The sequence below is a fragment of the Synechococcus sp. MIT S9451 genome (assembly GCF_047304725.1).
Lineage (GTDB): Bacteria > Cyanobacteriota > Cyanobacteriia > PCC-6307 > Cyanobiaceae > Synechococcus_C.
The window spans coordinates 1220778-1243325 of record NZ_CP138971.1 but is presented as its reverse complement, the minus strand read 5'-3'; the positions used below and the strand labels follow the sequence as shown (position 1 = coordinate 1243325).

At 59.7% G+C, this 22548-nt stretch carries 20 protein-coding genes; 15 read left to right on the top strand and 5 right to left on the bottom strand.

Annotated features, from left to right (window positions below; translation table 11 throughout):
• Positions 1-111: 111 nt before the first annotated feature.
• The 10 genes from SIB72_RS06220 to SIB72_RS06175 all read left to right on the top strand — a co-directional run bounded on the left by SIB72_RS06220 (position 112) and on the right by SIB72_RS06175 (position 9306).
• Positions 112-1806: a phosphodiester glycosidase family protein gene (locus SIB72_RS06220; RefSeq protein WP_413744989.1), complete on the top strand. Its 1695-nt coding sequence runs from the start codon at positions 112-114 to the stop codon at positions 1804-1806.
• 27 nt (positions 1807-1833) lie between these two features.
• Positions 1834-2160 (top strand): AIR synthase, encoded by a 327-nt coding sequence (locus SIB72_RS06215; RefSeq protein WP_115019332.1) that lies wholly within the window; start codon positions 1834-1836, stop codon positions 2158-2160.
• A 75-nt stretch (positions 2161-2235) separates the two neighbouring features.
• Positions 2236-2610, top strand: a complete 375-nt coding sequence (gene rpsL / locus SIB72_RS06210) for a 30S ribosomal protein S12 (protein ID WP_007099836.1) — start codon at positions 2236-2238, stop codon at positions 2608-2610.
• A 74-nt stretch (positions 2611-2684) separates the two neighbouring features.
• Positions 2685-3155, top strand: coding sequence for a 30S ribosomal protein S7 (gene rpsG / locus SIB72_RS06205; protein WP_115019335.1), 471 nt, complete (start codon positions 2685-2687; stop codon positions 3153-3155).
• Positions 3156-3241: 86 nt separating this feature from the next.
• Entirely contained in the window at positions 3242-5317 is a 2076-nt protein-coding gene (fusA, locus tag SIB72_RS06200) for an elongation factor G (protein WP_115121277.1), read from the top strand.
• A 42-nt stretch (positions 5318-5359) separates the two neighbouring features.
• Positions 5360-6559: an elongation factor Tu gene (gene tuf, locus SIB72_RS06195; RefSeq protein ID WP_115121276.1), complete on the top strand. Its 1200-nt coding sequence runs from the start codon at positions 5360-5362 to the stop codon at positions 6557-6559.
• Between the two features lie 153 nt (positions 6560-6712).
• On the top strand, positions 6713-7033 hold the full coding sequence (rpsJ, locus tag SIB72_RS06190) for a 30S ribosomal protein S10 (RefSeq protein ID WP_006042265.1): 321 nt from the start codon (positions 6713-6715) through the stop codon (positions 7031-7033).
• Positions 7034-7091: 58 nt separating this feature from the next.
• Entirely contained in the window at positions 7092-7742 is a 651-nt protein-coding gene (locus tag SIB72_RS06185) for an LON peptidase substrate-binding domain-containing protein (protein WP_413744988.1), read from the top strand.
• On the top strand, positions 7742-8692 hold the full coding sequence (locus SIB72_RS06180; protein WP_413744987.1) for a methyltransferase domain-containing protein: 951 nt from the start codon (positions 7742-7744) through the stop codon (positions 8690-8692). The genes SIB72_RS06185 and SIB72_RS06180 overlap by 1 nt, the downstream gene beginning before the upstream one ends.
• A gap of 23 nt (positions 8693-8715) precedes the next feature.
• Positions 8716-9306 (top strand): phosphoribosyltransferase, encoded by a 591-nt coding sequence (locus SIB72_RS06175; RefSeq protein WP_413744986.1) that lies wholly within the window; start codon positions 8716-8718, stop codon positions 9304-9306.
• A 7-nt stretch (positions 9307-9313) separates the two neighbouring features.
• Here the strand turns inward: SIB72_RS06175 and pheA are convergent, their stop codons facing one another.
• Positions 9314-10156, bottom strand: coding sequence for a prephenate dehydratase (pheA, locus tag SIB72_RS06170; protein ID WP_413744985.1), 843 nt, complete (start codon positions 10154-10156; stop codon positions 9314-9316).
• Positions 10157-10185: 29 nt separating this feature from the next.
• On the opposite strand from pheA, the gene SIB72_RS06165 reads away from it, so the two are divergent.
• The gene (locus SIB72_RS06165; protein ID WP_115121272.1) at positions 10186-10728 is read left to right on the top strand and encodes a DUF1997 domain-containing protein; all 543 of its coding nucleotides are present in this window, start codon (positions 10186-10188) and stop codon (positions 10726-10728) included.
• Between the two features lie 9 nt (positions 10729-10737).
• Here the strand turns inward: SIB72_RS06165 and SIB72_RS06160 are convergent, their stop codons facing one another.
• The 3 genes from SIB72_RS06160 to SIB72_RS06150 form a co-directional block, all read right to left on the bottom strand.
• The gene (locus SIB72_RS06160; RefSeq protein WP_115121271.1) at positions 10738-11322 is read right to left on the bottom strand and encodes a ribonuclease HII; all 585 of its coding nucleotides are present in this window, start codon (positions 11320-11322) and stop codon (positions 10738-10740) included.
• 13 nt (positions 11323-11335) lie between these two features.
• The gene (locus tag SIB72_RS06155) at positions 11336-13294 is read right to left on the bottom strand and encodes an Rne/Rng family ribonuclease (protein ID WP_413744984.1); all 1959 of its coding nucleotides are present in this window, start codon (positions 13292-13294) and stop codon (positions 11336-11338) included.
• Positions 13295-13572: 278 nt separating this feature from the next.
• On the bottom strand, positions 13573-16242 hold the full coding sequence (locus tag SIB72_RS06150; protein ID WP_413744983.1) for a TIGR03960 family B12-binding radical SAM protein: 2670 nt from the start codon (positions 16240-16242) through the stop codon (positions 13573-13575).
• Between the two features lie 97 nt (positions 16243-16339).
• Here SIB72_RS06150 and SIB72_RS06145 point away from each other — a divergent pair, with 97 nt between their 5' ends.
• From SIB72_RS06145 to SIB72_RS06135, 3 genes are all read left to right on the top strand, one after another.
• The gene (locus SIB72_RS06145) at positions 16340-17566 is read left to right on the top strand and encodes an LL-diaminopimelate aminotransferase (RefSeq protein WP_413744982.1); all 1227 of its coding nucleotides are present in this window, start codon (positions 16340-16342) and stop codon (positions 17564-17566) included.
• A gap of 211 nt (positions 17567-17777) precedes the next feature.
• Positions 17778-18092: an ATP-dependent Clp protease adapter ClpS gene (gene clpS, locus SIB72_RS06140; protein WP_115121380.1), complete on the top strand. Its 315-nt coding sequence runs from the start codon at positions 17778-17780 to the stop codon at positions 18090-18092.
• A gap of 18 nt (positions 18093-18110) precedes the next feature.
• A complete protein-coding gene (locus SIB72_RS06135) occupies positions 18111-19091 on the top strand; it encodes a CPBP family intramembrane glutamic endopeptidase (protein ID WP_413744981.1) in 981 nt (326 codons plus the stop codon).
• Here the strand turns inward: SIB72_RS06135 and SIB72_RS06130 are convergent.
• Positions 19055-20668 (bottom strand): photosystem II high light acclimation radical SAM protein, encoded by a 1614-nt coding sequence (locus SIB72_RS06130; RefSeq protein ID WP_413744980.1) that lies wholly within the window; start codon positions 20666-20668, stop codon positions 19055-19057. The genes SIB72_RS06135 and SIB72_RS06130 overlap by 37 nt on opposite strands.
• Positions 20669-20903: 235 nt before the next feature.
• On the opposite strand from SIB72_RS06130, the gene SIB72_RS06125 reads away from it, so the two are divergent.
• A complete protein-coding gene (locus SIB72_RS06125) occupies positions 20904-22439 on the top strand; it encodes a bifunctional orotidine-5'-phosphate decarboxylase/orotate phosphoribosyltransferase (RefSeq protein WP_413744979.1) in 1536 nt (511 codons plus the stop codon).
• Positions 22440-22548 lie beyond the last annotated feature (109 nt).

Sequence of the window (22548 nt, the reverse complement as noted above, 5' to 3'; positions counted from 1 at the left end):
CGGTCGAATCGAACGTCAGCCGCAGACGCAAAGACCCAGCGGCGGCGCTGACGCGATTGATGATCCTAAGGACGCGTGGTGCTGCACAAAAATCCGGCTAGCGTCCGAGCCATGGTTTCGCCGCCGCCGCCACCCGCACCGATCCCCGAAGTCCGTGCCGTTGGCCCCATCCAGGGCTCAAGCTTGCGCCTGGCCGGATCCGAGATCACAACGCCCTGGCTTTGGATCGGCACTGATCGTCATAAGCCCGACCAGATCTGGCTGCCTCTGGATGTCCTCGTCGCCCGTTTCGGTTTCCAGCGAAACAACGCTAGAGAGGGTGAGGAGCTCGAATGGTATGGGCACAAGGCATCGCTTCGGAGCTTGACCCAGCGCTCAATTGATGACGAAGTCGCCATCGAGGTGAGTGGTTGGCTGAGCGCCGTAGGCGTGAAGCTCGAGCGAACCGGCGACACCCTCGCCATCAGACTTCCGGCTCCCAAGGTGATCCGCCTACGCAGAGGCAAAGGCAGCACCGCGAACCGGCTGGTGATGGATCTCAATGGACCGGCCTTGCTGCAAAGGGAGGGCAACGATCTCGTCCTTGGACTCCGTTCAACCCCCACGCAGGACGGGCAGCTGCGGGCGATGGGGTTACGTCCGAAGCGAAGTCGTAGCAGCCTGACCCTGAGCGGCCAGAGCACGACCCTGTCAACTCTGACCCTGGCCCGCCCATGGCGGATCGTTCTGGACGGTCTCAGCAGCGGGAACCGGGGTGCTGCGATCGGTCGCGACCCACTGGCGGCGCCCTTGCTCAACCCTGCGATTCAGAGCTTCGTGCGGCAAGGGCTGGTCCTGGACAAACGGGTGGTGAAGGTGGGAGTCAAGCCACTACTCATCTACCGAGTGGGAACCGATCCCAACAGTCAGGGGCTAGAGCTACGCCCACTCGCACCGAGGAGTGGTCAACAGGGGCTCCGCTTCCTCAACCAACTCGCCCAACCTGCTGGCGCCGTGTTCGCGATCAACGGAGGATTTTTCAACCGCATCCGCCAATTACCCCTTGGAGCGGTGAGGGTCGACGGCAACTGGCTTTCCGGGCCGATTCTCAACCGCGGAGCGATCGGCTGGAACGGTACAAATCGTCTTTACTTTGGCCGTCTGCGCCTCAATCAAGAACTGATTGTTGAAGGCGGGCAGCGCTGGGGCCTCGGCCATCTGAACAGTGGCTATGTGCAGCGCGGACTGAGCCGCTATGACCACGCCTGGGGCCCTGTTTATCGAGCCTTGAGCGGGAGAGAGCAGGCGATCACCGTCATTGACGGAGACGTTCGTTCTCTGCACAACAACGCCGCACTGACAAGAGGGGTGCCAATCCCTCTCAAAGGAGACTTGGTCGTGGCCCGTGGGGGCGCACCGGTGCCGGCCCGCCCTGGCCAACGGGTCACGATCCGCACCAGCAGCTCAAATCCTGTGGGCGATCAGCCTCAGGTACTCGGAGGAGGCCCCCTCTTGCTGCAAAACGGTCGTGTGGTTCTCAACGGTCGCCAGGAAGGCTTCAGCGCCGGCTTCCTCGCCCTGTCAGCACCGCGGACGGTGGTTGCTCAGGACAAAGAGCGTCTCTGGCTCATGACACTGAAAGGAGCTGGCAGCAGCGATCCAACCCTGCTGGAAAGCAGCCTGGCTCTGCGCCAGCTGGGCATCACCGATGCCCTCAACCTGGATGGCGGCAGCTCCACTTCCCTGTTAGTGGCCAACCGTCTGGTGATGACCGGCCGCGGTATGGCCCCCAGAGTGCAGAACGGCCTTGGGCTGGTGCCAAAATGACGCGGATGTCTGTCTGACCCCAGTCCAATGGGCGCCACTCTGCAGATCACTCCATCCGCAGCAGCAGAGCTCGGCCGCCAGGCTGCTGTTGCTGGCACGGCCGGACAGATGCACCTCGATCTGGTGTCTGGGCACTGCGAACGTCATGTGATCCGACTTCAGCCGGGTTCTCTGGGGGGGGTGCCTGTGGCCCGCGGCGACGGGCTCACCCTGCATGCTCCCGCCGCGCAGGTGAGCGAGCTGGGAGGCCTCTGCCTCGACTACCGCAGCGATCTAAGTGGTGGTGGCTTCCTGATCACAGCCCGCAGCGGAATCCGCAACTGCGCCTGCGGCAGCGCCTTCACTCGCCTGTAAGGAAAGGGGCAGGCGACCCGGTATGGTGGTGGATTGTCGAATCAGGTCGGGACTCCGGCCGCAAACCGACCGTCGATGCCAACCATCCAACAGCTGATCCGTAACGAACGCCAGAGCGTCAAGGCGAAGACCAAATCGCCCGCTCTTCGTTCCTGCCCTGAGCGCCGGGGGGTATGCACACGTGTGTACACCTCCACTCCGAAGAAACCCAACTCGGCCCTGCGCAAGGTGGCCCGTGTGCGCCTGACCTCAGGTTTTGAAGTCACGGCCTATATCGGCGGCATCGGCCACAACCTCCAGGAGCACTCTGTGGTTCTGATTCGCGGTGGCAGGGTCAAAGACCTTCCCGGTGTTCGGTACCACATCATTCGCGGCACCCTCGACACCGCCGGCGTCAAGGACCGACGTCAATCTCGCTCCAAGTACGGCGCCAAGACGCCCAAGGAATGATGCGTGAGGGCGTGCACCCCAAGCGCTCCCAATCCATCCATTTGCAGTATCCATTTCCCATCCACTGACAGTTCATGTCACGCCGTAACGCCGCCGTCAAGCGCCCGATCCTTCCCGATCCTCAGTTCAATAATCGCCTGGCCACAATGATGGTGGCCCGCCTGATGAAGCACGGGAAGAAGTCCACTGCGCAGCGGATTTTGTCTGATGCCTTTGGCCTAATCACCGAGCGCACCGGGGGCGATCCGGTCGAACTGTTCGAAACCGCAGTCAAGAATGCAACTCCCTTGGTTGAGGTCCGTGCCCGGCGAGTGGGCGGTGCGACCTACCAGGTGCCGATGGAAGTTCGCCAAGAGCGCGGCACGGCCATGGCCCTGCGCTGGCTGGTGAGCTTCTCCCGCTCCCGCAACGGCCGCAGCATGGCTCAGAAGCTGGCCGGCGAACTGATGGATGCCGCCAATGAGGCTGGCAATGCCGTTCGCAAGCGCGAAGAAACCCACAAGATGGCCGAAGCCAACAAGGCCTTCGCCCACTACCGCTACTGATCCCCAGTCGTCCCGGAAGCCACTGAGTTCCGGGACGGACCTGTAGGATCTCCACCGCCTTTTTACGCCCCACCCCGGAGTTTTTTGTGGCTCGCGCCTTTCCCCTGGAACGCGTCAGAAATATTGGTATCGCCGCCCACATTGACGCGGGCAAAACCACCACGACCGAACGGATTCTGTTCTATTCCGGTGTGGTGCACAAGATCGGCGAGGTGCACGACGGTGCAGCTGTCACCGATTGGATGGCCCAAGAGCGTGAGCGGGGCATCACCATCACCGCCGCTGCGATCTCCACCAGCTGGAACGACCATCGGATCAATATCATTGATACCCCTGGTCACGTGGACTTCACCATTGAGGTGGAGCGTTCCATGCGGGTTCTCGACGGTGTGATCGCCGTCTTCTGTGCAGTGGGTGGTGTTCAACCCCAGTCAGAGACTGTCTGGCGTCAAGCCGACCGTTACTCCGTGCCCCGCATGGTGTTCGTCAACAAGATGGACCGCACCGGCGCCGACTTCCTGAAGGTCCATGGCCAAATCAAGGATCGTCTCAAGGCCAACGCCGTACCGATCCAGCTTCCGATCGGTGCTGAAGGTGAGCTGAGTGGAATCATCGACCTGGTGGCCAACCAGGCGCATATCTACAAAGACGATCTCGGCCAAAACATCGAAGTCACCGATGTTCCTGCCTCCATGAAGGATGAGGTAGATGAGTGGCGCAACGTGTTGATGGAAACAGTTGCGGAAAACGATGAGACTCTGATCGAGAAATTCCTTGAAACCGGAGAGCTCAGTATTGAGGAGCTCAAGCGCGGCATCCGCGAAGGCGTCTTGAAGCATGGTTTGGTGCCTGTGCTCTGCGGCTCAGCCTTCAAGAACAAAGGAGTTCAGCTCGTTCTCGACGCCGTTGTTGATTACCTGCCGGCTCCTGTTGACGTTCCACCGATTCAAGGTTTGCTTCCCAACGGCAAAGAAGCCGTTCGACCTTCCGACGACAAAGCCCCTTTCAGCGCCCTCGCCTTCAAGGTGATGGCCGATCCCTACGGCAAGCTCACCTTTGTGCGGATGTACTCGGGTGTCCTTGAGAAGGGCAGTTACGTCCTGAACTCCACCAAAGACAGTAAAGAGCGCATCTCGCGCTTGGTGGTGCTCAAGGCGGACGACCGCGAAGAGGTTGATGCACTTCGAGCCGGAGATCTGGGAGCTGTGCTCGGCCTGAAGGCCACCACCACCGGCGACACACTCTGTGCTGTTGACGACCCGATCGTTCTCGAGACCCTGTTCGTTCCCGAACCGGTGATCTCCGTTGCGGTTGAACCGAAGACCAAGGGTGACATGGAGAAACTCTCCAAAGCCCTGGTATCTCTGGCCGAGGAAGATCCAACCTTCCGCGTGCGCACCGACTCTGAAACAGGTCAGACCGTGATCGCTGGCATGGGCGAACTGCACCTGGAAATCCTTGTCGACCGGATGCTCCGTGAATTCAAGGTGGAGGCCAACATCGGCGCGCCTCAGGTGTCCTACCGCGAAACCATCCGTGCCTCGTCACGGGGCGAGGGCAAGTTCTCCCGCCAGACCGGCGGTAAGGGTCAGTACGGCCACGTGGTGATCGAAATGGAGCCGGGCGAGCCTGAATCCGGCTTCGAATTTGTCAACAAGATTGTTGGCGGCGTCGTTCCCAAGGAATTCATCAAGCCCTCCGAAATGGGCATGAAGGAAACATGCGAATCCGGCGTGATTGCAGGCTTCCCGATGATCGACGTGAAAGTCACCATGGTCGATGGTTCATATCACGATGTGGACTCATCGGAAATGGCGTTCAAAATCGCCGGTTCGATGGCTTTCAAAGATGCGGTCAAGAAGTGCAATCCTGTGCTGCTTGAACCGATGATGAAGGTCGAGGTTGAGGTCCCCGAGGATTTCCTTGGCTCGGTCATTGGCGACCTCTCCTCCCGTCGAGGCCAGGTCGAAGGTCAGGCGATTGACGATGGCACGTCAAAGGTCTCGGCCAAGGTACCCTTGGCTGAGATGTTCGGCTACGCCACCGAGCTCCGATCCATGACCCAGGGTCGGGGTATTTTCTCGATGGAATTCAGCCACTATGAGGATGTTCCTCGCAATGTGGCAGAGGCCATCATCTCCAAGAATCAGGGCAATTCCTGATCTCTACCCCCCCTTAAATCCACCCCCGATTCTTTAAACAAAATGGCTCGCGAGAAGTTCGAAAGGAACAAGCCCCACGTCAACATTGGCACCATTGGCCACGTTGACCACGGCAAAACCACCCTCACGGCTGCGATCACCAACGTGCTCGCCAAGAAGGGTCAAGCCGAAGTTCAAGACTATGCCGATATCGACGGTGCCCCCGAAGAGCGTGAGCGCGGCATCACCATCAACACCGCCCACGTCGAGTACGAAACCGATACCCGTCACTATGCCCACGTGGACTGCCCCGGCCACGCGGACTACGTCAAGAACATGATCACCGGTGCCGCCCAGATGGACGGCGCCATCCTGGTCTGCGCCGCCACAGACGGCCCGATGGCACAGACCAAGGAGCACATTCTTCTTGCCAAGCAGGTGGGCGTGCCTGCGCTGGTGGTGGCTCTGAACAAGTGCGACATGGTCGATGACGAAGAGATCATCGAACTGGTCGAAATGGAAATCCGTGAGCTGCTCTCCAGCTACGACTTCCCCGGTGACGACATCCCCGTCATCCAGGTCTCTGGCCTGAAGGCGATTGAAGGTGAAGCTGAGTGGGAAGCGAAGATTGAAGAGCTGATGGCTGCGGTGGATGCCAACATCCCCGAGCCTGAGCGCGAGGTCGACAAGCCCTTCCTGATGGCTGTCGAAGACGTGTTCTCCATCACTGGTCGCGGAACAGTCGCAACCGGTCGTATCGAGCGTGGCAAGGTCAAAGTTGGTGAGGAGATCGAAATCGTTGGCATTCGTGAACCTCGCAAAACCACCGTTACCGGTGTTGAGATGTTCAGGAAGCTCCTCGACGAAGGAATGGCTGGAGACAACTGCGGCCTTCTGCTCCGCGGTATCCAGAAAGAAGATATCGAACGCGGCATGGTGCTGGTGAAGCCCGGTTCGATCACGCCCCACACCAAATTCGAAGGTGAGGTCTACGTTCTGAAGAAGGAAGAAGGTGGCCGCCACACCCCCTTCTTTGCTGGCTACCGCCCGCAGTTCTACATTCGTACCACTGACGTGACCGGTCAGATCACTGCATTCACCGCCGATGACGGCAGTGCTGTTGAGATGGTGATGCCTGGTGATCGCATCAAGATGACCGGTGAGCTGATCTGCCCTGTGGCCATGGAAACCGGCATGCGCTTCGCTATCCGCGAGGGCGGTCGCACCATCGGCGCCGGCGTGGTCTCCAAAATCATCGAGTGATCACGATCGCTTGATTGAGGTGATGGGTGCGTCGTTCGCGACCCACCCATCCCTTACAGTTTTCAGCAACGGTGCTGCCCTCGTTGATGGCAGCGTCTGAACCTCGACAACTCACTCTCTCCGTTCCCTGCGGGAACCGTCTCTGCGCTTCCTATGTCCACCGCCATTGCTCAGCAGAAGATCCGCATCCGCCTGAAGGCGTTTGACCGCCGCATGCTGGATCTCTCCTGCGACAAAATCATTGAAACCGCCGACAACACGGCTGCAACCGCCATCGGTCCCATCCCCTTGCCGACAAAGCGCAAGATCTACTGCGTCCTGCGTTCTCCCCACGTGGATAAGGATTCTCGCGAGCACTTTGAGACCCGTACCCATCGCAGGATCATCGACATCTACAGCCCTTCGGCTAAAACGATCGACGCCCTGATGAAGTTGGATCTACCCAGTGGCGTTGACATCGAAGTCAAGCTCTGAGCTCTCCACGCCCTTTAGGTCAGCTGCCTAAAATCATCGTTCTCGGAATCCATCTCTAGTGGCTGACCTGTCCGTCAGAGAGTTACCCCTCTTCCCTCTGCCGGATATCGTCCTGTTCCCTAGGGACGTGTTGCCATTGCACATCTTCGAGTCTCGCTATCGAATGATGCTGGAGACCGTTCTGGAGGATGATCGCCGCTTCGGTGTGGTGCGCTGGAACCCGAACACTCAGACCATGGCATCGATTGGATGCTGCGCTGAGATCCTTCAGCATCAGACATCAGAAGATGGCCGGAGCAATATTGTCACCCTCGGCCAGCAAAGGTTCCGCGTGCTTGACGTGGTCCGTGAGGCCCCCTACAGGACGGCAATGGTGAGTTGGATCGAAGACGATCCTGTTGAGGACCGCGACCAGCTCACAGAACTTGCCCAGAACGTCAGCCAAGCCCTCAGAGATGTTGTGGAACTGACTGGCAAACTCACCGACTCGCCAGCAGCACTACCTGAAGACCTACCTGAACTGCCGCGAGAGTTGTCGTTCTGGATTGGGGCCCATCTCGGTGGACCAGTCGCTGAACAACAGCAAGAGCTACTCGAACTCACTGATACCAGCGAGCGCCTGAAGCTGGAATTCGAGATGCTCGATGAGACCCGGCGTCAGCTTGCCGCTCGCACCGTGCTTCGCGACACCCTGGCCAACGTCGACTGATGAATACCTCAGCTGTGCTCGGGGTCGCCGTAGCCCTGTCTGTTGCGATCGTTGCTGGCGTGGTCGTTTGGACCAAGCGCAATCGCGCCTATCACTCGAGCGACAGCGTGGCGGCGGCCTACGACGCCTGGACAAACGATCGCCTGCTGGAATCTCTTTGGGGTGAGCATGTGCACCTCGGTCACTATGGTGACCCGCCACGTCAACGCGATTTCCGAGACGCCAAGGCCGACTTCGTGCATGCCCTTGTGCATTGGAGTGGTCTCGACCAACTCCCCGCAGGCTCCAGCGTGCTCGACGTGGGGTGTGGGATCGGCGGCAGTGCACGGATCCTCGCCCGCGATTACGGCTTTAACGTGCTTGGGGTCAGCATCAGCCCAGCACAGGTCGCCAGAGCAACAGCCTTGACCCCAGAGGGAAGCACCTGCCGCTTTGCCGTGATGGATGCGCTCGATCTGAAACTGGATGATCAGCAGTTCGATGCCGTCTGGAGCGTTGAAGCAGGGCCTCACATGCCTGACAAGCAGCGCTATGCCGATGAGCTGCTGAGGGTCTTGAAATCTGGCGGGACTCTGGCAGTCGCGGACTGGAACCGGCGAGACCCAAGCGATGGCGAGATGAACGCAATCGAACGCTCGGTGATGCACCATCTCCTCACCCAATGGGCCCATCCCGAGTTCGCCAGCATCAAGGGGTTTCACCACAACCTTGTGGCGAGCATCCACCAACGCGGAGCGATTCAGGTGGATGATTGGACCAAGGCCACCCTCCCCTCCTGGATCGATTCGATCGCCGAAGGGGTCCGCCGCCCTGGAGTGGTCCTGCGGCTAGGACCATCGGCCTTACTCCAAGGCTTGAGAGAGACTCCAACCTTGCTGCTGATGCATTGGGCCTTCGCGACCGGGCTGATGCAGTTCGGTGTCTTCCGCAGCTCTCGAGCCCAAACCTGATTCGATCGATACTCCCCAAAGCTGTGGTTGAAACTGTGGTTAAACCTGTCGTTGAGAAATCTCTCAGACCAGAGCCCATCTGCGATCCCAGTGATGGGGAACTGCGGGTGAGCTGGGAGCATTACCACCGTCTGATTGAACATCTCGCCCTGCAGCTGCAGCACTCCGGACACAGCTTTGATCAGGTCGTCGCCCTCTCTAGAGGGGGGCTACGGGTGGGAGACACGCTCTCCCGTCTGTTCAAGCGGCCCCTGGTGATCATGGCCGCCAGAAGCTATGGGGGAGGAAATGGCCGTGCGCAGGAAGAACTCAGGCTTGGGAACCAGCTAGCCCACACCTGCGATGCCCTCGGCCCGAAGCTGCTACTGGTGGACGACCTGGTCGACAGTGGTGACACCCTGCATGCATCCAGACACTGGCTTCAGGAGACTCTGCAACCGGAATTGATCAAAACCGCAGTGCTTTGGCTCAAAACGAGCAGCCGGATAAAGCCCGACTTCTGGGCCATGGAACTGCCCGGCAATCCTTGGGTTGTACAACCGTTCGAACGATGGGAACACTTGCACCCCAGCCAACTGCAACCCCTGCCTGAGGGATCGGGCGACGCCAAATGAGCTCCAGTCAGCTTTCCTCCAATTCGCTACTGGGATAGGCACCAAAGTGGGCCAGATGCTCACAAAGGGGGAGAAGTCTTTGCGTGAGCTGATGCAGCAATGTCCCTCCCCCGTCGGGCAGCTCCACATCCACAAAGAACACATACTCACCGAGCTCACGCTTTGAGGGCCGCGATTCAATCCGACTCATATTCATGGCCAGGTCTGCCACTGCCGCAAGAGCCTCGAGAAGGGCTCCAGGTGCATTGCGATGCAGGGAGAAGGCCAGGCTGGCAACGTCTCCATCCTGACGTCGCTCCCCTCGCTGTAAGAACAGAAAACGAGTGCAGTTACCGGGTGCATCATTGATCGGAAACGCCAGCTCCGACAGCTCGCCCTGCTGATGGAGCGAATGACTGGCAATCGCGGCGCGGAAGCGACTTCCCTGCACCATCCGAGCCGCCTCAGCGGTGGAGGTGGTCGCTAGCTGCAGGGCATGGGGCAGGTGTTTAGCAAGCCAACCACTGCACTGAGCGAGGGCCTGGGGATGGGACAACACCTCTGAGATCTCTTCAAGCCGGCCGCTGCTCAGCAACGCATGGCGGATTGGCAGCACTAGGGCACGACGGATGCAGAGATCGGGATTGGACCAGAGCGCATCAAGGCTGGCGGTCACGCCGCCCTCAACGGAGTTCTCAACCGGCACGACAGCCGCATCACAGCGCCCATCCGCCACATGCTCCACAACGGAACGCAAACCAACACAGGGCACAAGCTGGGCATGCTCCACTCCTTCCAGCCTCAGCAACGCGAGGGCCGCACGCTCTCCGTAGGTGCCCTCGGGGCCAAGGAATGCCACTGAGTTCGGCATCGGTAGGCGCACAAACACTCGATAGGATCATGCCGCGTCAGCCAACGCCCATGCCTCTGGCCTTCAGCGCCAGCCAGCAGCTTGATCTGCCGGTACAAGCCGAGATTGATCGCCTGCCGGACTATCTGCAGGAAGAGGATCGGGTGGTGAAGGCTTTGCTCGATCCCAGCCAGCTCTCCCTGATCCAACCGGGTCATTACCGCTACACGGTGACCACCATTCAGGTTTTCCAGTTGCAGGTCAAACCTGTGGTGTCTCTGGAAGTGCTCCGGGAGGGACAGACCCTGATCATGCGAGCGGTCGATGCCCAGCTTGAAGGGCTCGGTTTGGTCGACGATTTTCAACTCAGCCTGGAATCTGTTCTGGAAGCCAGCAGCACGGGCCTCAAAGGCGTTGCCACTCTCGGAGTCGCGGTCAGCCAGCCACCGCTGCTGCGCCTGATCCCGCGCAAGGTGCTGGAAAGTACTGGGGAATCAATCCTCAATGGAATCCTGCTCACCATCAAAGGAAGAGTTGGTCGCCAGCTTGTCTGTGATTTCAAGCAATGGTGCGCCTCCACCAGCGTCGACTGAACGCGCGGTTCAGCCGAGCGGCGGCAACACCTTCTTCAGAAACGAACGCCGATGCATCGCTGTTGGGCCTTGAGAGAGCAGGGCTTGGCGATGAATGGCCGTTCCATATCCGGCATGGCGTTCCAGCCCATACGACGGGAATCGTTCCGCCAAGCGTCGGATCAGTGCATCCCGGGCCTCCTTCGCCAGCACGCTTGCGGCCGCAATGGCCGCGTTGCTGCTATCACCGCGAACGATCGTCTGCTGCGGATGGGGCCAGAGTCGCAGAGGCAACACCCCATCGACCAGCACGAGTGCAGGCTGCAAGGGCAAACGCTGCAGGGCACGCAGCATGGCGAGCTCCGTGGCTGTGCGAATGCCATGGCCATCCACCTCTAGGGCAGAGGCCTGACCAAGCGCCCAGGCAGTCGCAGCACTTTCGATCAAAGGCACGAGCCGCGCCCGCTTTCGTGGAGTGAGCGCTTTGCTATCGGTGAGGCCCAACTGACGCAGTTCGATCGCTGCCTGAGTCGACAACACGACGGCTCCCGCGAAGACGGGGCCGAACCAGCAACCGCGACCCACCTCATCGACTCCTGCCTCCCAGGCCGTCATCAGTGGATCGCCCTTAATCAGCGACTGCAGCCGAGGAGCGACGACGACGACGACGCGGCTCCTGCTCTCCACTATCGGCTTCCGCCGGTTCTGCCTCAGGAGGAGATACTGCTGCTGCCGATTCAACCGCGGGAGTGGACAGGGTGGACTGAGGAGCAGGGCTCGGATCCACTGCAGGAATTGTGGCTTCTAGAGGTGTGATCTCAACCAGCAATGGGGCGGATGACTCGTCAGGCAGCGAAGCCTTGCCATTCGCATCGGAGGCAGCACTGGAACGGCCATTGCCACGACTCACTCCACGACCACCCCGGCGGCGACGGCGGCCGGAGCTGGTTGCCAGTTGCTGACGAGCCTGTTCCAGTACCGCTTCCTCGCTATCGCCTGGACGAACCACACGCACCATCAGGTTCTCGGTTTCTGGCGGATTCTCGAGAAGCAGAGCAGGGCTGAGGCCAAGCCAACCAAACACCTGCTCCTGGTCATCACTCATCGGAACGGCGACCAATTCAGGTTCCGGGCGACGCGTCGGTGCTTCGACTGCAGGGCTGACAGCGGGAACAGCCGCCTCGTCGATCGCTGTGTTGGACGGTTCAGCCGTTCCCTCCGACACTGCAGCCACTTGGGGGGCAGAGCGGCCACGGCCACCCCGGCGGCGGCGGCTGCCACCTTCGCCAGCGGGGACGACTTCAGCGCGAGCCGATGCAGCCGAACGCACCATTCCGGAAGCGGTGGCTAAAGGCTGTAGGAGATCTTTCCCTGGCAGAACGGCGACATGGCCGAGTCCTCCGCAGCTGGGACAAGCCCGGCCAAACAGTTCATAGATGTTCTGCCCTTGGCGCTTGCGGGTGAGCTCCACCAGGCCGAGTTCGGAAAGCTGGGCGATCTGAGGGCGTGCAGCATCGTCACGGATGGCGGCGGTGAAGTGCTCCAGCAACTGCAACTGATCACGCCGTGAATCCATGTCGATGAAATCGACGATGATCACTCCACCGATGTTGCGCAGTTTGAGCTGACGAGCGATCTCAACAGCCGCCTCACAGTTGGTCCAGAGCACCGTCTCGCGAGCATTGGCGGAACGGGTGAACGAACCGGAGTTGACGTCGATCACCGTGAGCGCCTCCGTGGGCTCGATGATCACGTAGCCACCAGAAGGCAGATCAACTCGGGGCTTGAGGGCATCACGGATGGCCGCGTTGACCTTGAAGTGCTCCAGCAGCTCTGAGGGTTCGCTGTGGGCTTCCACCAACACATTGCTGTCGTCCTGTCCGAGGAACTCCTGCACCCGATCAACAGCCGCTGAATCATCGAGCACCACCCGCATCAGCTCAGGGGAGGCATGGTCCCGCAGGATGCGATGAATAAAATCCTCGTCACGATTCAGCAGCACAGGCGGAACAGCCGACTCGGCGGCCTTCTGAATCGCCTCCCACTGGCGAAGAAGAGCCTCAAGGTCATCGATCAGCAGTTCTTCACTGATCCCTTCGGCTTCGGTGCGGATCAGCAAGCCGGCCCCTGGCGGCTTGACCAGCACCCCAAGGGCCCGCAAACGGTTGCGTTCCCCTTCAGCGGCAATGCGGCGGGAGATATTCACACCCTGGCCACTCGGCTGCAGAACGAGATAACGGCCAGGCAAAGCAAGGTTGCCCGTCAACCGCGGCCCTTTGGTACCGGTGGGTTCCTTCATCACCTGCACCAGCACCTTCTGGCGGGGCTCAAGCAACTCGGTGATGCCTGCCGAGCCTTTTTTCAGGCGCAGGGGGCCGAGATCGGTGACATGAATGAAACCATTTTTCTCACTCTCACCAATGTTGACGAAAGCTGCATCAATTCCCGGCAGGACGTTCTCAACAGTGCCGAGATAAACGTCGCCGATCTGATACCGACCTTGGGCAACAATGAGTTCATCAACCCGTTCATCAGAGAGCACCGCTGCGATGCGCAGCTGCTCGGCGATGACAATCTGCTGAGGCATGGAAACGTTCAGGGATCGCCCACAGGGGCGTAAGTCCAGCCCATGACCAATTGGTCCAAGGGTTGGGTGAAAGGAAAGATTTGGGCCGAAGCCTTGGAATGAAGCGGAGCTAAAACTCCTCTGATTGGCACTCGGCTTCGACGCTGACGGGTCGAAGTACCGGAGGCGATGGGCCTCTCGTTCCTCAGGATCTGGGAAGTGAAAGGTCGGGACGTGGCAATGGCGATAACGCCCAAAGCCTTTCGTCTTGAAGTCAACTTAGCACCGGGCCCTTCCTGTTACTGCAGCAGCAGAGCGCTTCGTTGCACCTGCTCCAGTTGCAGCTCCATCCCCAGCTCCTCACTTAGCCAAGACTGAATCTGCAGCGGCTTGAGGCTGCGTCCCATTGGATCAATTGCGGCATGCAACTGCAACTCCACAGCATCAACGCCAGTGGGAGCAGGTTGCTCATGCTGATCGGGATGCAGCTGAAGATTGAGCAGACATGGTCGGCAGTCCCGTTCACGCGGCCTTCCCTTCTTGTCGGTGTCCTTCCAGATCAACTGTTGCCTAGCCATTAAGGCCGTGCACCCCTTCTGAACCGCAGCCGCGAATCGAACCTCCGAAGCAGAATCCGAACCACTGAGCCGAGACAGCCTGAAGCCCCAAACAGCAGACTCCAGGCGTTGGGACAGGCTTGATTCCGACACCGGAACCACTTTGGCCGACAGCAATCGGAACTCGTTGGGCAGAGCCCTTTGCCAGAGCGTCATCACCTGCTCGGGATCGACCACGTCTAGAAACTCCAGATCCATCCATTCCCCATGGGCTTCCACACCAAGGGGGAGGGCCAGGGCCAGCTGCAGACGGGGCAGCGGATGGAAGCCTCCGGTGAAACTCACCGGCAAGCCTGTCCGACGCAGGGATCGCTCAAGCATGCGCACCACATCGAGATGACTGAGGAGAGCCATGGAGCCTGTCTTACTGAACTGAAAACGGATCCGGCAGACCCTTGCACTGCCGGGTGCCTGACTGGGCCGCTGGACTGGAATGCTCGGAGGGGGCACAACCACGTTGTGCCCCAAGTCAGGTCCGCAGACACCACAGCTGCTACAGCCATCAAAAGAACAGTCCGGCACCACTGCAGCTGCCAGTGCGCGCTGAAGGTCCTCCGCTAGCCAGGTCTTCTCAATGCCTGAATCGATGTGATCCCAGGGCAGTGGCTGGGAGCAAAAGCTCTCGAGATCGGCGGCACTCAAGGCATTGGCCGCTCCCCAGCCTCCAAGTTCCAGATCGCGATATCGCCCTTCCAGACCAGCAGCAGCAATGGCCTCCGTCCAAGCGGTGTAGGTGCGATCAAGAGCCTCAAACCAGGCATCCATGCCAGCTCCCGCCCGCCAGGCGGCTTCGATCACCGCTGCGAGACGTCGATCACCCCGACCAACAAAGTCTTCCATCGCCGACAACCGCACATCAGTGAAGTTGAAGCGCACGCCACGGAGGCGTCGCGCCGCATCCCGCAACAGCCTCTGACGGCGTTCGAACTCCGCCGTCGAAACGCTGTGCCACTGAAAGGGGGTGTGTGGCTTAGGGGTGAAATTACTGATGGTGATGTTGAGGGAGAGGCGACCCAGATCACGACAGCTCTGTTGAAGCATCACGCAGGTGTCGACGATGCCGAGCACATCGTCATCCGTCTCGCCTGGTAAGCCGATCATGAAGTAGAGCTTCACCTTGCGATAGCCGTTCTGCATCGCTGTGCGGATGCCGTTGAGCAAGTCATCGTCTGTCAGTCCCTTGTTGACGATGTCGCGCAGACGTTGGGTGCCCGCCTCGGGCGCGAAGGTCAGGCCAGCCTGACGCCCTCCTCCAAGGATGTGGGCAATGTCATCGTCGAAACGATCGACCCGCTGACTGGGCAATTGAAGGGTGACGTTCTGATCCGCTAAGCGGTTGCGCAGCTCCACACCAACGGCTGGGAGAGCCAGATAATCGCTGCAGCTGAGCGAAAGCAGGGAGAAATCGCTGTATCCGGTGCGCTTCATCCCGGTCTCCACTGCTTCGATCACGGCCTCCGGCTCCACATCCCGGGCTGGCCGGGTCAACATGCCGGGCTGACAAAAGCGGCAGCCCCGGGTGCAACCGCGCCTGATCTCAACGGTGAGCCGGTCATGGACCGTCTCCACATGGGGCACAAGGCCCATCGCGTAATGGGGCATCGGCGTGGCCACCCGCCGCAACGGACGACGAGGGAGATCCGGATGCAGTGGCTCGACCGTCACCCCATCCTTTCCTGGGGCATACAGAGACGGCACATAGACGCCAGGCACCTGGGCCAAGTCATGGAGCAGGCGTGAGCGCTTCCAATTTTCAGCCTTGGCCTCGGCCACCACGAGACCGATCTCAGGCAGAAGCTCTTCACCATCTCCCAAGGCAAAGAAATCGAAAAAGGCCGCATAGGGCTCGGGGTTGCTGGTCGCAGTGGGACCACCCGCAAAGATCAGAGGAGGAGCCTGAGGATCACCAAGAGGCAGGTCTCCACGATCACTGGCCCGCTGCGGAACCCTTGCTAAATCAAGCATCTCCAGGATGTTGGTGGCGCCGAGTTCGTAGCTGAGACTGAAACCAAGAATGTCAAAGGCCGGCAGCGGTCGACGGCTCTCGACGGCGAACAACGCCTGCTGCCGCTCCCGCAGACGTGTCGCCAGGTCAGCTGCTGGCAAATAAGCGCGATCACAAAGCTGCCCCGGCACAGCATTGAGAATCGAATAAAGGATGATGTGGCCCAGATTGCTGGAGCCCACCTCATAGATCTCTGGATAGGTGAGAGCCCAGCGAACTCTTGCCGCAGACCAATCGCGGGGCTCCACCCCTAGTTCATGCCCCATATAGCGGGCAGGACGATTAATGCCTGAATCAACCAGACTGCTGAAATCGACTGGCTCCAGGCTCGGGGACGCGACGGTCATAGCCAGCGGGGCAGTGACTCCATCGTAAGAAGCCAAGGGAAGCCGACGTCAAGCCACGTCGCATAGCAGGATGCCCGGCAAGACACCAAGTGATTCCGTGGTTCAGGTCAACAGCAACTACCTCAAACTCAAGGCTGGTTATCTCTTCCCAGAGATCGCCCGTCGCGTCAAAAGCTTCAGCGAGGCCAATCCCAATTCGGCCCTCATTCGCCTGGGCATCGGCGATGTAACCGAACCCCTGCCGCTCGCCTGCCGCGAAGCGATGAAGGCCGCCATCGATGAGATGGGCACCAATGCAGGCTTCCACGGTTACGGCCCCGAACAGGGGTACGGCTGGCTGCGTGACGCAATCGCCAAACACGATTTTCAGGCTCGCGGTTGCCAGATCAGCCCTGAGGAAATCTTTGTCTCTGACGGCTCGAAGTGTGACAGCAGCAACATCCTCGACATCCTTGGCAGTGGTAACCGCATCGCCGTCACCGATCCGGTGTACCCCGTCTATGTCGACAGCAATGTGATGGCCGGCCGCACTGGTGAAGCAGGTGATAACGGGCGTTACGGAGGCCTGAGCTATCTACCCATCAGCGCCGACAACGGCTTCGCAGCCCAGATCCCTAACGAACCGGTTGACCTGATCTATCTCTGCTTTCCAAACAACCCCACCGGTGCCGTCGCCACCAAGGAGCAGCTCAAAGCTTGGGTGGACTTCGCCCGCTCCAACGGCTCCCTGATCCTGTTTGATGCGGCCTACGAGGCCTTCATCCAGGACCCTGGTCTGCCGCATTCGATTTATGAGATCGAAGGAGCACGGGAATGTGCAATCGAATTCCGTTCGTTCTCCAAGAATGCAGGCTTCACAGGAACACGCTGCGCCTTCACGGTGGTTCCCAAGGGACTGAAGGGCAAAGCAGACGATGGCTCGGAGGTTGAACTCTGGGGACTGTGGAACCGACGCCAGAGCACCAAATTCAATGGTGTCAGCTACATCATCCAGCGCGGTGCCGAAGCTGTGTACTCCGACCAGGGCCAGCAGGAGATCAAGGCCCTGGTGAATTTCTACATGGAGAATGCGGCGATCATCCGCCGTGAACTCAGTGCAGCAGGCATCGAGGTTCACGGTGGTGAACATGCTCCTTACGTGTGGCTGAAGACTCCCTCCGGAATCGATTCCTGGGGTTTCTTCGATCATTTGCTCCAAAAGGCCAACGTGGTGGGAACCCCCGGCAGTGGCTTTGGTGCAGCCGGCGAAGGCTATTTCCGCCTCTCGGCCTTCAACAGCCGCGCCAATGTGGATGAGGCCATGCGCCGGATCCGTGCCCTTTGATCCCGTCTAAGGCGCAGAAGAGCAAGATCAGCAAAAACCACACACCGCCTGCCTTATCGAGGTGGGCGGTGATCCACTGCAGACCAAGGACACCTGCAGACCAAGGACCAGTCCACGTCAGTGATCGGCCATGACGGCCGACAGAAGGATGTTTTTCACAGCGATCCCGAGACCCCCCATTTACATTGGGTTCCGTCCAAGCATCGTGGCCATGGCGGTGAATAGCACAAGCCCAGGCCCCGGCGGAGCTGCCGTTCTCGATAAGCAGACCGAGCGGGTGCGCAAGCGATCACCCCTCTACAAGGTGCTGCTGCATAACGATCCGCTCAACACCATGGAATATGTGGTCACCACCCTGCAGCAGGTGGTGCCTCAACTCAGCGAGCAAGATGCCATGGCCGTCATGCTCGAAGCCCACAACACCGGAGTTGGCTTGGTGATCGTGTGTGACCTCGAACCCGCAGAGTTCTATTGCGAAACCCTTAAAGCCAAAGGTCTCACCAGCACCCTCGAGCCGGAAAGCTGAGTGGGGATACGCCCAGGGATGCCTGAACAGCCAGCCAACAACGCTGAGAACAACGAGCTGAGCCAGCACAGAGCTGAGAGCGAGGCTGGCCTCGAGAGCAGCGAAGCTCCCAGCGGGGGCGGCACACGCAACGCCAGACCGCAACGAGCCAGACAACGGTTCCATCCAGGCTGGACGGCATGGCTGAAGCAACCCTCGAGCTGGATCCCCACCGTCACCCTGATCCCGATTCTGTATGGGCTGGGCTGGCTGGTGATGCAACCGGTCGCCCAACTACTTCCGGCACTGCCAACAGTGACCAGGGACCTGATGGGCACAGGGGTCAGCTTCGCGCTCTTACTACTGGTGCTGCCGAGCTGGGTGCGCATCCGCTGGGGCACGCGCCACCCCTGGCGAGAGCTGGGTTTGAGCGGCAGCAGAAAAGGTCCGCAGGGGAGTCGCGCCCTGCTCAATGGCCTGGGCTTGGCTGCGGCCCTGCTGCTTCTGATCAGCCTGATCAGCCTCGGAGGTCACTGGGGCTACTGGCTCGGCGATCTCACCCTGCCTGAACTGATCAACGCCGTATTGCTCGGCTTCGGGGTGGGATTCGTGGAAGAACTGCTATTCCGCGGTTGGCTTTGGGGAGAGCTGACGCTGCTGATCGGCCCGAGACGAGCGATGCCGATCCAAGCCCTTATTTTCAGCCTGGCGCACACCCGCTTCAACCTCGGGTTCTGGCCCATGCTTGGGCTCCTGCTGGGATTATTTCTGATGGGCATGGCCCTGGCGATGAGCCGCCGATTGCACCAGGGATCCCTTTGGGGATGCATCGGCTTACATGGCGGCCTGGTTGGAGGCTGGTTCGCCCTTCAGGCGGGCCTGATCCAATGGTCGCCTCAATCTCCGCTTTGGCTCACCGGCCCCGAGGCGAATCCCCTAGGAGGACTGGTCGGCATTCTGGCCATGATGGTGGTGCTGGCCTTTCAGCTCACAGCATTGGCCAAAGCAGCACGCCCCTGAACAGGAGCTCGCAGGGCTTGCTCCAAGGGAGCCTGACCGTAATCTCGCTCCAACAGATCCATCACAGTGCGGCCAAAGTTGCTGGGATCGCGATCAAAGGCCTCGAGACAGACCCGTCCGAAAACACTGCCCATTGGCTCGGGATTCCAGAGCAGCTTGCGAGCCGTCCAGGGCATCATGCTCATCGGGTTGTAACCAGGCTTGATCAGTCCCTGATCGAAGCCGTACTGCTCGAGATGGGTGTGGGGCTGAAGCCCGATGAAAAAGATTGCAGGCTCGACACGCTCTGCCCCAAAGATGCTCTCCATCGCCCGGTGGTAGGCGATCGTCTGGCGGATCGTTTCCGGACGTTCATCAATCACGTTGAAGGAGTAATTCACCGAAACGTGATCTCGAAACCCTGCATCAGCGAGCATCTGGCAGCTTTCCAGCACGGTGCGCAGGTTGTACCCCATGCGCATCTTGCGCACGAGCTCCTGAGAACCAGAGGTGATGCCGATCTCGAAATAACTCATGCCGGTCTCCACCATCAGCTGGGCGAGCTCCGGATCAAGATTGTCGGCACGGATGTAGGCCGCCCAGCGAATGCCGGTCAATCCCTCCTCCTTAATCGCGCGTAGCAACTGCTTGGCATCCTCGATATAACGCCGAGCTGGAATAAATTGAGCATCGGTAAACCAAAACCCGCGCACGCCTCGGTCGTAGAGCTGACGCATCTCTTTCACGACTTCTTGCACCGGATTGAGGCGCACCTGCTTGCCCTCCACCACGGTGTAAACGCAGTAACAGCAATTGTGCGGACAACCACGCTTGGTTTGCACGCCAACGTAGAAGTCACCCCCCTCCAGATACCAGTCAAGCTGGGGCCAAATCGAAGCGATGTAGTCGTAATCGCAGGCGGTTTTCGGACGACTTTCGGGCTGTTCGTGAATCAAGCCAGGCCGTGGTCGATCGCCAACTACGAAGCAACGCTCGTGGTCCAGAGAGCCACCCGCAAGAAGCTTCTCGAGCAGGGGCTCACCTTCCCCCAGTGACACGATCGTGCCCTTGGGCAACGAACGCCCCAACTGCTCATAAAACACGCTGACTGCACCACCCCCGAGCACGGCCCGGGCCGCGGGGTGATGACGGCGGGCCCTGCCCAAACCCAACCGCACTAAGCGCTGGTTTCGCCACAGCTCACCGTAATGGCTAGTCATCAAGCGAAGTCCGCCCAAAGCCCCCCGCACACGCTTGAAGGGATTGCGGGCGTAAAACACCTCAAAGGAGTTCTGCAATGGATTGCCTCCGCGGCCATCCACGGGCGCATAAATCTGAATATCGCGCCAAGAGAAAACCAGAAGAGTGGGACGAAACTGGTCCACAACCGTTGCCAACACTCGTGCCACATCGAGTACTGGTAGGGCCGCCAGATCGAGGATGCGCTGCGGAAGCCCCGGGAAACACTTATGCAGATGATCGGCCAAATAGATCGGACCGATCGGAAAAATTGGATTGCAGGGCAAACGCACGAGGAGGACCCGCTCAGCGGCAGCCGCTCCGGATGATTCAGCTAAGGACGACGGTTCGAAAGCCATGCAGAGGGTCGCGGCGTCTCAGCAGCGGCTCAAACGTGAATTGACGCTAACAATCGTTCGACCAGATCAGCGTGCCGACTCGACCCAGTGCCCTTGGCCAGCTGCCAGAGCATTCAGCAGCGCCTCGACGGACGTCTGCTTCTGCTGACGACACTGCAATTGATTCATTTGTTGGATGGAACGAGACGCAGAAGGGCACAACGGCCCAATCTGGTTTCAACCACCACTGAGCGCCATGGGATTCTTCACGGCACTCACCGAGGCGATGACCAGTAGGCAGTCCCTACTGATCACCGGACTGGATCCCAACCCGGAGATGCTGCGCAACTGGGCGACCCCCCGAGGCCTGGGTGGGAGCTCACTACTGAGTCAAGCGCGGGCATGGTGCAAATTCGTGATTGAGGCCACCTCAGATCACGTTTGCGCCTACAAACCCAGCCTTGGCTTCTACCAAGCGATGGGATCAGCCGGCGTTGACCTGCTGATGGAGGTGCGCGAACTGTTACCTCCTGATCTGCCCCTGATCATCGACATCAAACACGGCGATCTCAACAGCTCAAGCGCCATCGCCGCCTATTTATTCCAAACCCTGCAGGCTGACGCAGTCACGCTCAATCCCTTTGCAGGACAAGACATTGCCGCTCCGTTCTTGCTCTATCCAGGCAAGGCTGTGGTGATCAATTGCCACAGTTCCAATCCGGCGGCCAGAAGCCTGCAGCACTACCCCGATGAAGAGCGGCCTCTGTATCTGATGGTGGTAGGCGAAAGTCAGCGATGGGGGACACCGGATCAACTTCTTCTCGAAGTCGGCACGAGCGATCCGACCATCCTCGGACGTGTTCGCAAGGCCGCCCCAGAGCGATTCGTGATGCTGCGATCTCTCTGGGGAGAAGAAGGCAATCTGGAGCGACTACTGGCCAGTGGGCTCAATGAGGCCGGGGATGGTCTCCTGCTGCCTCTGCCTCAGAGTCTTCTGAACGACAGCAACATCAGCGACCAGACAACCGCCCTGAAGCAACGGATCAATCGCATCCGCTCCGAGCATCTCGAGGCTCGAATGCAACAGAGCCAGCTGCAATCTGTGCAATGCAGGATCTGGCCCCACGCCGATCAACCTTCAGCGCAGAGCGACACAGCAAACGGGGAGCCTTCAGCTCAAACAGGCACCGATCCGGAACTAAGGGATCTGATCATCGACCTGTTTGATATTCGCTGCCTGTTGTTTGGTGAATTCAAACAAGCAAGTGGCGCAATCTTCAATTACTACGTGGATCTGCGTCAGATCATCTCGGACCCAGCCCTCTTTCATCGCGTACTCGACTGCTATTCCCGGGTACTGCGAACGCTCAACTTCGACCGAATCGCAGGCATTCCCTACGGCTCCCTACCCACCGCCACCGGCCTTTCTCTCCAACTGCACAAGCCCCTGATCTATCCGCGCAAGGAGGTGAAAGCCCATGGCACCAGACGGCTCGTGGAAGGGGAATTCAACGCAGGGGACACAGTCGTGGTTGTCGACGACATCCTGATCTCAGGAGGCAGCGTGCTGGAGGGCATTGCCAAGCTCACGTCCTCCGAGCTGAAGGTGAGCGATGTGGTCGTTTTCCTCGACCATGGTGGCCGGCATGACCCCCGCGCTAAGCAAAGACTTCAGTCCGAAGGACTGCGGCTGCACGCGGTGCTCACGCTTGAAACGATCAGCACAGTGCTGGTCGAGACAGGACGCATCAGCACGTCCCAAGCGCAAGAGCTCAACGCCTGCAACGACTGATCAGCCCAGCTAATCAAAGCCATCAGAGCCTCTGAGGCTGAATGCACCATCAATCAAGTTCACATTGCGCAAAAGTCCTTTACATTGACTAGGTCGGCAAACCGACTTT

What these genes read in the sequence shown, in the direction of transcription:
- SIB72_RS06155 (WP_413744984.1), bottom strand. Translation starts at nt 13,294, where the DNA reads ATGCCTCAGCAGATTGTCATCGCCGAGCAGCTGCGCATCGCAGCGGTG.
- SIB72_RS06215 (WP_115019332.1), top strand. Translation starts at nt 1,834, where the DNA reads ATGGGCGCCACTCTGCAGATCACTCCATCCGCAGCAGCAGAGCTCGGC.
- SIB72_RS06125 (WP_413744979.1), top strand. Translation starts at nt 20,904, where the DNA reads ATGGGATTCTTCACGGCACTCACCGAGGCGATGACCAGTAGGCAGTCC.
- SIB72_RS06135 (WP_413744981.1), top strand. Translation starts at nt 18,111, where the DNA reads ATGCCTGAACAGCCAGCCAACAACGCTGAGAACAACGAGCTGAGCCAG.
- clpS (WP_115121380.1), top strand. Translation starts at nt 17,778, where the DNA reads ATGGCGGTGAATAGCACAAGCCCAGGCCCCGGCGGAGCTGCCGTTCTC.
- SIB72_RS06150 (WP_413744983.1), bottom strand. Translation starts at nt 16,242, where the DNA reads ATGACCGTCGCGTCCCCGAGCCTGGAGCCAGTCGATTTCAGCAGTCTG.
- rpsJ (WP_006042265.1), top strand. Translation starts at nt 6,713, where the DNA reads ATGTCCACCGCCATTGCTCAGCAGAAGATCCGCATCCGCCTGAAGGCG.
- tuf (WP_115121276.1), top strand. Translation starts at nt 5,360, where the DNA reads ATGGCTCGCGAGAAGTTCGAAAGGAACAAGCCCCACGTCAACATTGGC.
- SIB72_RS06165 (WP_115121272.1), top strand. Translation starts at nt 10,186, where the DNA reads ATGCCGCGTCAGCCAACGCCCATGCCTCTGGCCTTCAGCGCCAGCCAG.
- pheA (WP_413744985.1), bottom strand. Translation starts at nt 10,156, where the DNA reads ATGCCGAACTCAGTGGCATTCCTTGGCCCCGAGGGCACCTACGGAGAG.
- SIB72_RS06220 (WP_413744989.1), top strand. Translation starts at nt 112, where the DNA reads ATGGTTTCGCCGCCGCCGCCACCCGCACCGATCCCCGAAGTCCGTGCC.
- SIB72_RS06180 (WP_413744987.1), top strand. Translation starts at nt 7,742, where the DNA reads ATGAATACCTCAGCTGTGCTCGGGGTCGCCGTAGCCCTGTCTGTTGCG.
- rpsL (WP_007099836.1), top strand. Translation starts at nt 2,236, where the DNA reads ATGCCAACCATCCAACAGCTGATCCGTAACGAACGCCAGAGCGTCAAG.
- rpsG (WP_115019335.1), top strand. Translation starts at nt 2,685, where the DNA reads ATGTCACGCCGTAACGCCGCCGTCAAGCGCCCGATCCTTCCCGATCCT.
- SIB72_RS06130 (WP_413744980.1), bottom strand. Translation starts at nt 20,668, where the DNA reads ATGGCTTTCGAACCGTCGTCCTTAGCTGAATCATCCGGAGCGGCTGCC.
- SIB72_RS06160 (WP_115121271.1), bottom strand. Translation starts at nt 11,322, where the DNA reads ATGACGGCCTGGGAGGCAGGAGTCGATGAGGTGGGTCGCGGTTGCTGG.